The sequence below is a fragment of the Collinsella sp. AM09-41 genome, assembly GCF_003473245.1.
In the GTDB taxonomy this organism is placed as follows: Bacteria; Actinomycetota; Coriobacteriia; order Coriobacteriales; family Coriobacteriaceae; genus Collinsella.
Map to the genome: position 1 here is coordinate 39,910 of NZ_QRMJ01000010.1, position 7,300 is coordinate 47,209.

Consider the following 7,300-nt stretch of genomic DNA (forward strand, 5'->3'; position numbering starts at 1 on the left):
CCCGAGGGGCTCCCATCCCAAATGCGGAGCAAAGCTCCGCATGCCATCTTTTCTTTCAGCTAAAGCACGCCGGAAATTCGACGCTGGCTTGTTAGCCTTGCTGGACGTTGTCGACACCGATCCAGCTCAGAAGCTATATCGATACAGAAAGGTCCCCGGCGCTGCCCGGGCGCCAACGGCCGCATATGAACTTTATCGCAAGTTCCGCACGAACAGGAGGCCACTTAATGTGGCCTCCGTCGTGAGCAGGACTGTAGAGCAGGAAAGTTCATATGCGGCCGTTGGCGCCCGGGCAGCGCCGGGGACCGCACCCGTACGACTACAGCGTCATGTTCGGATCGGCATCGACGTCGAACGGCGAGATTTCTCCTCGGTCGAATTTACGGCGGGCAACCTCTGCGATCATGGCGGCGTTGTCGGTGCACGCCGAAAGCGGTGGCACCGTTACGCGGATCCCCTGACGCCCAAGCTTCTTGATCATCATCTCGCGCAGATGCGGATTAGCCGAGACGCCGCCGCCGATGCAGTATTCCTTGCATCCGGTGGCATGCAGGGCGTTTTTGGCCTTCTTGTACTGAACGTCAAAGACGGCTGCCTCAAACGAAGCCGCCAGATCGGGCAGGTGAATCGTGCGCCCGGCCTTGGTCTCCTGCTCGATGTAGAGCGTCACGGCCGTTTTAAGACCCGAAAGCGAGAAACGATAGTCTCCCCTGCTGTTAAGCGCGCGAGGAAAATCGATCGCGCGGGGGTTGCCCGTCTCGGCCAGCTTGGAGATGATGGGGCCACCGGGATAGCCCAGACCCAACGCCTTGGCTACCTTGTCGAAGGCCTCGCCCACAGCATCGTCGAGTGTCTCACCAAGTACCTCGTAGTCGCCCCATGCCTTCACGTGCACGAGCATGGTATGACCGCCCGAGACGAGCGTGAAGATAAACGGCGGCCTGAGATCGGGCTGCGCCAGCAGGTTGGCGAACAGATGGCCCTCCAGATGGTTGACGCACACGAGTGGCTTGCCGGCGGCATAGGCAAAGCCCTTGGCGAAGGCGACGCCCACTACCAGAGCACCCACCAGGCCCGGACCCTGCGTCACGCCAACAGCGGCGAGTTCGCTCGGCGCGATGGCTCCACCCTCAAGACCAAGCGATGCTGCGGCATCCTCGAGCGCCGCATCCACGACACTCACAATCACCTCAACGTGTTTGCGCGAGGCGATCTCGGGCACCACGCCGCCAAAGCGGGCGTGAAAATCAATCTGTGTCGACACCTGGTTGGCCAGCATATTGCCATCCGCATCGATAATCGCCACGGCCGTCTCGTCGCAGGAGCTCTCGATAGCGAGCACTAGGCGGCGGCGCTCAATTTCGGCACGCTCCCCCTCGGAGCGCCCAGGCGCAGGCAGCGGCCATACGCGCTGCTCTGCCGCCGTCGGCTCGGGCGAAGCATTATCGACCGGAAGCACCAGGGGCAGCGGAGCCGTCATGACGATGGCGTCCTTGCCGGCACCATAGTAGCCGCGGCGACGGCCAGCCTCGGTAAAGCCCAGAGCGTTATAAAGCGCGGTCGCTCCCTCGTTACCGTCCTCGACCTCGAGCGAAGCCGTAGTGCAGCCGAGCATCTGGGCATCATAGCTCACGTGCGACAGCAGCTTGCGGGCAATGCCCTCACGGCGATGTGCCGGGTCGACGGCGACATCCAGAATCTGCACATCACCGTCCACGACCATACCGCCGGCAAGGCCCAGCAGCTTGCCGTCGTCGTGTGCCACCCACCAACTACGCGGCGCAGCGACGTCCTCGCCCAGTTCGGACAGGAACATGCCCGGCGTCCATGCCTCGTGTCCGGCACCTTCAAAGCAGGCAGCCTCCAGCGCGCTTGCGCCCTCGGCATCCGCCGCGCCCATGGGACGGAACTGCAGATGACGACCGGCGAGCTCATCGGCAACACCCGTAATTTCGCTCTGCGCACTCTCGGCAAGACCAAGACGCTTGCGCTCGTTTTCCTCGGCATCCGAAAGGCGCGTGTAAATCGGCAGGACGCGGGCCGGATCGCCGTCACCCGCAGCGTGCGCGAGCAGCAAGCCCTCGCCCGAAGGCCACCACAGGTCGCGCTCCACGCAGCGGGCGGCCTCGTCCTCACCCAGCAGCTTGCCATAGCGCACTAGACCGTCACCGGTCAGCTGAACCTGGCCCCAGTCCGCTGCTTGGCGCCACTCATCGAGCGCCACGGCGGCCTTGACCACGTGTTCGCGCTCAAATTGACGCTCGGGACCCTCATCGACCAGCATATACAGCGCCGGATATACCTCACCGCGCATAGCATCGGCCAAGATACCAAGCTTGCCGCGCACGCCAGCCTTCCACGCCGTCCAAGCGCAAGCGTCGAGCGTCGACACGCCCAGCAGCGGAACATTGGCACCACGCGCGAGGCCCTTGGCAGTGGAGATGCCGATGCGCACACCCGTAAAGGACCCCGGGCCGCGGCCGACCACATAGCAACCAACATCGCTGCGATCCAGACCGGCTTGAGCCAGCACGCCATCAACGGTATTCACGAGCTCAACGTTGGCGTGACGGCGACACATGTGGTCGCCACTCACGAGCTTCGTCTCACCCGTCTGCCCATCAATCCAGCTTGCCGCGCAGGCAAGCATGTCAGTCGAGGTATCGAGCGCCACCACCAGCGCGTTGTCGTTATGCAAGCTCATCTTGTACAGCCTTATCAATCAAATGGGAAAGCTCCATTGCGCGGTCACCGTGCGCCTCAAGCGTTATCGTTCGCACGTCGCTGTCGCCCTCATCACGCCTGAGCGTCACCGAAAGATACTCATCCGTCAGCTCGTCCTGGAATTGTTCGCCCCATTCCAGCAGGCAAGCACCCTCATAGCCCAGCACATCGAAAATGCCCGTATCCTCGAGCTCGTAGGCATGCTCCAGGCGGTATAGATCAAAGTGAAACAGCGGAATACGACCTTGATCGTGAACGGCCATGAGCGCAAACGTAGGGCTCGTAACCATATGCCCATCGCCCAGCCCGCGCGAGACGCCCTTGGTAAAGTGAGTTTTGCCCACTCCCAGGCCACCGGTCAGGATGAGCACATCGCCGTCCTCAAGGCACGGTGCAATTAGCTCGCCAAAGTACTCCGTATCGGCAGCGCAAGTCGTTTTGTAAGTACCTACCCCCAGGCGCTCCAGGGACATATATGCTCCTTATTATTCCGAGGCGTCCTCTGGCGCGGGATGTCGCTCCAGATAGTCGCCCAGCATCTTAAAGTCTTCCTCCAGCAGCTCCTGCCACGCCGGATTGCGCAGCGCTGCTGCCGGATGGAACGTGGGCATTACCACAAAATGCCCCATCTGGTGGAACCTGCCGCGCAGCTTAGTAATGCCAATCTCGGTCTTTAGCACAAAGTGCGTCGCGGGGTTGCCGAGCGTCACAATAATATCGGGCCAGATGCTTCGAATCTGCTCACGCAAAAATGGCGAGCAAGCCAGCACTTCCTCGGGACGCGGATTGCGGTTTCCCGGCGGGCGGCACTTAAGCACGTTGGCAATGTAGACGTCTTCGCGTTTGAGCCCCGCCAGCGACAAAATGCCGTTGAGGTCCTCGCCTGCCGCCCCCACAAAGGGCTCGCCCTGCAAATCCTCATTGCGGCCCGGCGCCTCGCCAATAAACATCACGCGAGCGTGGGGGTTTCCCACGCCAAACACGATGTTATGGCGCGACTGGTAAAGCTGGCAAAGGTGACAATCGCCCAGAACGGCCTCGATCTCCTCGAGTGCGACCTCACGCGGCGCCTGATGGCTATGGCCGGGGATGTGCATGACGCCCATAGCGACTCCTACACGTAGACCTTGTCGAGACGCATACCAAAGCCGCAAGCGACCTCGTAGTTAATCGTGCCGCGTAGGCGCGCCATCTCGTCCATGGTAATCTCGGCATCTCCATCGCGACCGACAATGATCATCTCGTCACCATACTCGGCCTCGGGAATCTCATGCGCCGGGTTGGACTGAATGGCGACCATAAACTGGTCCATGCAGATATTGCCCACCTGACGCACACGCTCGCCGCGATACAGCACGTCCATACGATTGGAAAGCGTACGCGAAAGGCCATCGGCATAACCGATCGGAAGGGTGCAGATCTGAACGCGCGTGCGCGGTACGCGGTAGGTAAAGCCGTAGCCCACGCCCTCGCCCATCGCAGGATGCGCCACGCGCGTCACACGCGCGTGGACGCTCATGACGGGATCAAGCTGCATCACGCGACCACTCAGCTCACATGGCTGCAGACCATACAAACCGATGCCGGCACGAATCATGTCAAAGTGCATTGAAGAATCGAGCATCGAGGACGGCGTATTGGCACAATGCACGATACCGCATTCAAAACCTGCGTCCTTAATGGCCTGAACGGCCTCGGTAAAACGCTGGCACTGCAGCTTGTAGTCCCAACCCGAAGGTTCATCGGCCGTGGCAAAGTGCGTAAATACGCCGTCGCACTGGATGCCGCGATGGAAACTGATGCCGCGTACAAAGTCGAGCACCTGTGTGTAGTGAACACCGATACGATTCATGCCCGTCTCGATGGCAAGATGGTACTTGCCCACCTTGCCCGCCGCGACGGCGCATTCGCCATACGCAAGAGCAAAATCGGACGTATAGACCGAGGGCATGATATCGAATTCGAGCAATGCAGGAATAGCCTCGATAGGCGGCTCACTTAGAATCAGGACGGGCTTAGTAATCCCGCCCTGACGGAGCCCAACGCCCTCGTTAACCGTCGCCACGGCAAACATGTCGGCACCGGCCGAATACATGATCTTGGCACACTCAACAGCTCCATGACCATAAGCATCGGCCTTGACCACGCAGCACAGGCGCTGACGCGGATTCAACAAGTTCTTATAGGCCCTCGTGTTGCGACGGAGCGCCCCGCGGTCGATCTCGACCCAGGACCAGCGCGTCAAATCGGCTTTATTCATGATTAGTCATCCGACCCTTCGTCCATGATTCCCAGATCTTCGAGCGCATCCTTTGCCGCCAGCTCCATGGCAGGACCGATCAAGTCGATAAGATCGGTCGCGATAACGCTCTTCTCACCATACTCCGTCGCCGCGGCAAAACCGGCGTAGCTGTGAAGTGCGACGGCGTACGAATACAGCAGCTCCCAACGATCCATCTCGTCGCGCATGGTGGCAAGCGTGCCGGCCAAAATACCCGCCAGAACATCACCCGAACCGGCAGTTGCCAGAGAAGCCGGACCCGAGAGTGGCAGCAGCACGCGCTCAACACCACAGATAGCCGTCGTCGGCCCCTTGGCAATGACCACCAGATTGTCGGAGCCTGCAGCCCAAACAACCTTCTGCGCGGCCGCAATCGCGGTACCAAGGTCGTTCACCTCGTCACCGGCAACCAGACGCGAAAGCTCACGATAGTGCGGCGTCATAACCAACGGCTGCTCGCGGCGATACATCTCGGGGTTACTATCAATACCGTCAATGGCAATCTTAGCAAGGCAATTGAGTGCATCGGCGTCCAAAATTAGCGGTACATCAAGCTCGAGCAAGCCCGAAACCACCTGCATAGCGCCGGCAGACGTCGTCATACCGGGACCGCACAGCACGCAGCTGTACTTCTTTGCGATCTCGCACACCGTCATGCGCGCAGCGGCGCCAAAGGAGCCGCGGGAATCAGACGGAATAGCAAAGACGGGAATCGAAGGAAGTGCCATGCGAATGAGATTGGCACAGGCGTCAGGAGCCGCGACTGCCACGTAACCAGCACCCGCGCGAGCTGCAGACTTGGCCGCCATAATGGCAGCACCAGGATATTGCGCAGATCCGGCGACAATAAGCACGGAGCCACGGGAATACTTATCGATATTCGATGGTAGCGGAGCAAAGTAATCAACTAAGTCACCGGGCTCGACAATCTCGGCGGCGTGGTCGACATCATCGATGACCTCGTCAAGACGGTCGTAAAGATTGCCGCAGATCAAATCGCCAGCATACTCAGGACCATCAGCGCTATACAGACCAATCTTGGGCGCAATCATCGTCACCGTGCGCTCGGCACGAATGCAGTCGTCATCAACAACGCCCGTCTCTGCATTCAGGCCCGAGGGGACATCAATGGATACGACACAATCGGCGCATTCATTGACCGTAGGAATCCAAATGGAGAACGGCGCACGCAGATTCCCGTGGAAACCGGTACCAAAAATGGCATCGACAACAACATCGGCCTTATCGATCAAAACCTCGAGTTCATCACGCGAGGGGCCGACGCAAACGTGCACATCGCGACCGGCAGTACGACGAGCAACATGACGTGCCAGAGCAGCAGGAATCTCATCCGGTTCAACCGGAGAAACGATATCCACGTCCACACCCTTATGGCTCAGGATATCGGCGGCAACCCAACCGTCGCCACCATTATTACCAAAACCGACCAAAACGAGAACCCGATCGGGATTGAGCTTCAAGACCTCGTTAGCGGCAAACTCACCCGCTAGCTCCATAAGCTCGGCCTTCGAAGTCCCTTCGCGTTCGATGATATCCTCGAGACGAACGACTTCTTCGGTACTCAAAACCGGTTTCATCTATGCTCCTAGCGTATCTTGCGAAGCATCGCCCAGGTGCTCCGCCAATGCTGAATTCTGCAGCTGCTCGAGCTCATCTAAAACAGAGCGAGCCTCTTTAAATGTCTGCGCAACGCGTTTCTTGTTGCTCACTTTTTCTTCCTTAGGCTTAGGTCGAGCATCCTCGGTGATTGCAATGGCATTAGCGACAGCCAAGTCACCCGTAAGGGTAATAGAAAGAGCGACCTCGACAACACCCAGTTCTTGAGCGATCTCGAGAGCACGGCCCGAAAGCAGCGCCTTCGGTTTGCCGAGTTTATCACGCGTAACCGAAACATCCTTGCGACCAACGCCTTGACTAAAACCCGTGCCGAGAGCTTTAAGTACCGCCTCGCGCGAAGCAAAGCGGCTGGCATAGTGAGCAGCGGGACGCGATGATGCATCACAATACGCACGCTCTTCTTCGGTAAACACACGCCGAGCAAACGACGGCGTCTTTTCAAGAATTGATTTCATGCGGGAAATCTCGACGATATCAACGCCGATACCAGCTTCAGCCATGTTCACCTCCATATCGCACAGACTAAGTTATTGTAGCCCGTTCACAGAAGATGCGACAAACGAGGGTTATAAAACACAGCTACTATGTGAGACAAAAGCCCGTAAACGCAAAAAAGGGGGAGGCCGCGAGGCCTCCCCCTTCTTCAAGTCATCAGAC

6 protein-coding genes are annotated in these 7,300 nt (G+C 59.1%); all 6 read right to left on the reverse strand.

Annotated features, from left to right (window positions below; all coding sequences use genetic code 11):
• Positions 1 to 319: 319 nt before the first annotated feature.
• The 6 genes from tsaD to acpS are packed head-to-tail and all read right to left on the reverse strand — an operon-like array spanning position 320 to position 7,143.
• Complete coding sequence (gene tsaD / locus DW112_RS09205; protein ID WP_117736899.1) at positions 320 to 2,704, reverse strand: tRNA (adenosine(37)-N6)-threonylcarbamoyltransferase complex transferase subunit TsaD; 2,385 nt, start codon at positions 2,702 to 2,704, stop codon at positions 320 to 322.
• Complete coding sequence (gene tsaE / locus DW112_RS09210; protein WP_089573670.1) at positions 2,691 to 3,197, reverse strand: tRNA (adenosine(37)-N6)-threonylcarbamoyltransferase complex ATPase subunit type 1 TsaE; 507 nt, start codon at positions 3,195 to 3,197, stop codon at positions 2,691 to 2,693. The genes tsaD and tsaE overlap by 14 nt, the downstream gene beginning before the upstream one ends.
• A gap of 12 nt (positions 3,198 to 3,209) precedes the next feature.
• Positions 3,210 to 3,830 carry a uracil-DNA glycosylase gene (locus DW112_RS09215; protein WP_089573671.1) on the reverse strand — a complete coding sequence of 207 codons (621 nt, stop codon included), beginning with the start codon at positions 3,828 to 3,830 and terminating at the stop codon, positions 3,210 to 3,212.
• 8 nt (positions 3,831 to 3,838) lie between these two features.
• The gene (gene alr / locus DW112_RS09220) at positions 3,839 to 4,984 is read right to left on the reverse strand and encodes an alanine racemase (protein WP_089573672.1); all 1,146 of its coding nucleotides are present in this window, start codon (positions 4,982 to 4,984) and stop codon (positions 3,839 to 3,841) included.
• 2 nt (positions 4,985 to 4,986) lie between these two features.
• Positions 4,987 to 6,603, reverse strand: coding sequence for an NAD(P)H-hydrate dehydratase (locus DW112_RS09225; RefSeq protein WP_082435564.1), 1,617 nt, complete (start codon positions 6,601 to 6,603; stop codon positions 4,987 to 4,989).
• Positions 6,604 to 7,143 (reverse strand): holo-ACP synthase, encoded by a 540-nt coding sequence (gene acpS / locus DW112_RS09230; protein WP_118328825.1) that lies wholly within the window; start codon positions 7,141 to 7,143, stop codon positions 6,604 to 6,606. It lies immediately after the preceding gene.
• Positions 7,144 to 7,300 lie beyond the last annotated feature (157 nt).

Coding starts and splice junctions, on each gene's coding strand:
- tsaD (WP_117736899.1), bottom strand. CDS start 2,704: ATGAGCTTGCATAACGACAACGCGCTGGTGGTGGCGCTCGATACCTCG.
- tsaE (WP_089573670.1), bottom strand. CDS start 3,197: ATGTCCCTGGAGCGCCTGGGGGTAGGTACTTACAAAACGACTTGCGCT.
- DW112_RS09215 (WP_089573671.1), bottom strand. CDS start 3,830: ATGGGCGTCATGCACATCCCCGGCCATAGCCATCAGGCGCCGCGTGAG.
- alr (WP_089573672.1), bottom strand. CDS start 4,984: ATGAATAAAGCCGATTTGACGCGCTGGTCCTGGGTCGAGATCGACCGC.
- DW112_RS09225 (WP_082435564.1), bottom strand. CDS start 6,603: ATGAAACCGGTTTTGAGTACCGAAGAAGTCGTTCGTCTCGAGGATATC.
- acpS (WP_118328825.1), bottom strand. CDS start 7,143: ATGGCTGAAGCTGGTATCGGCGTTGATATCGTCGAGATTTCCCGCATG.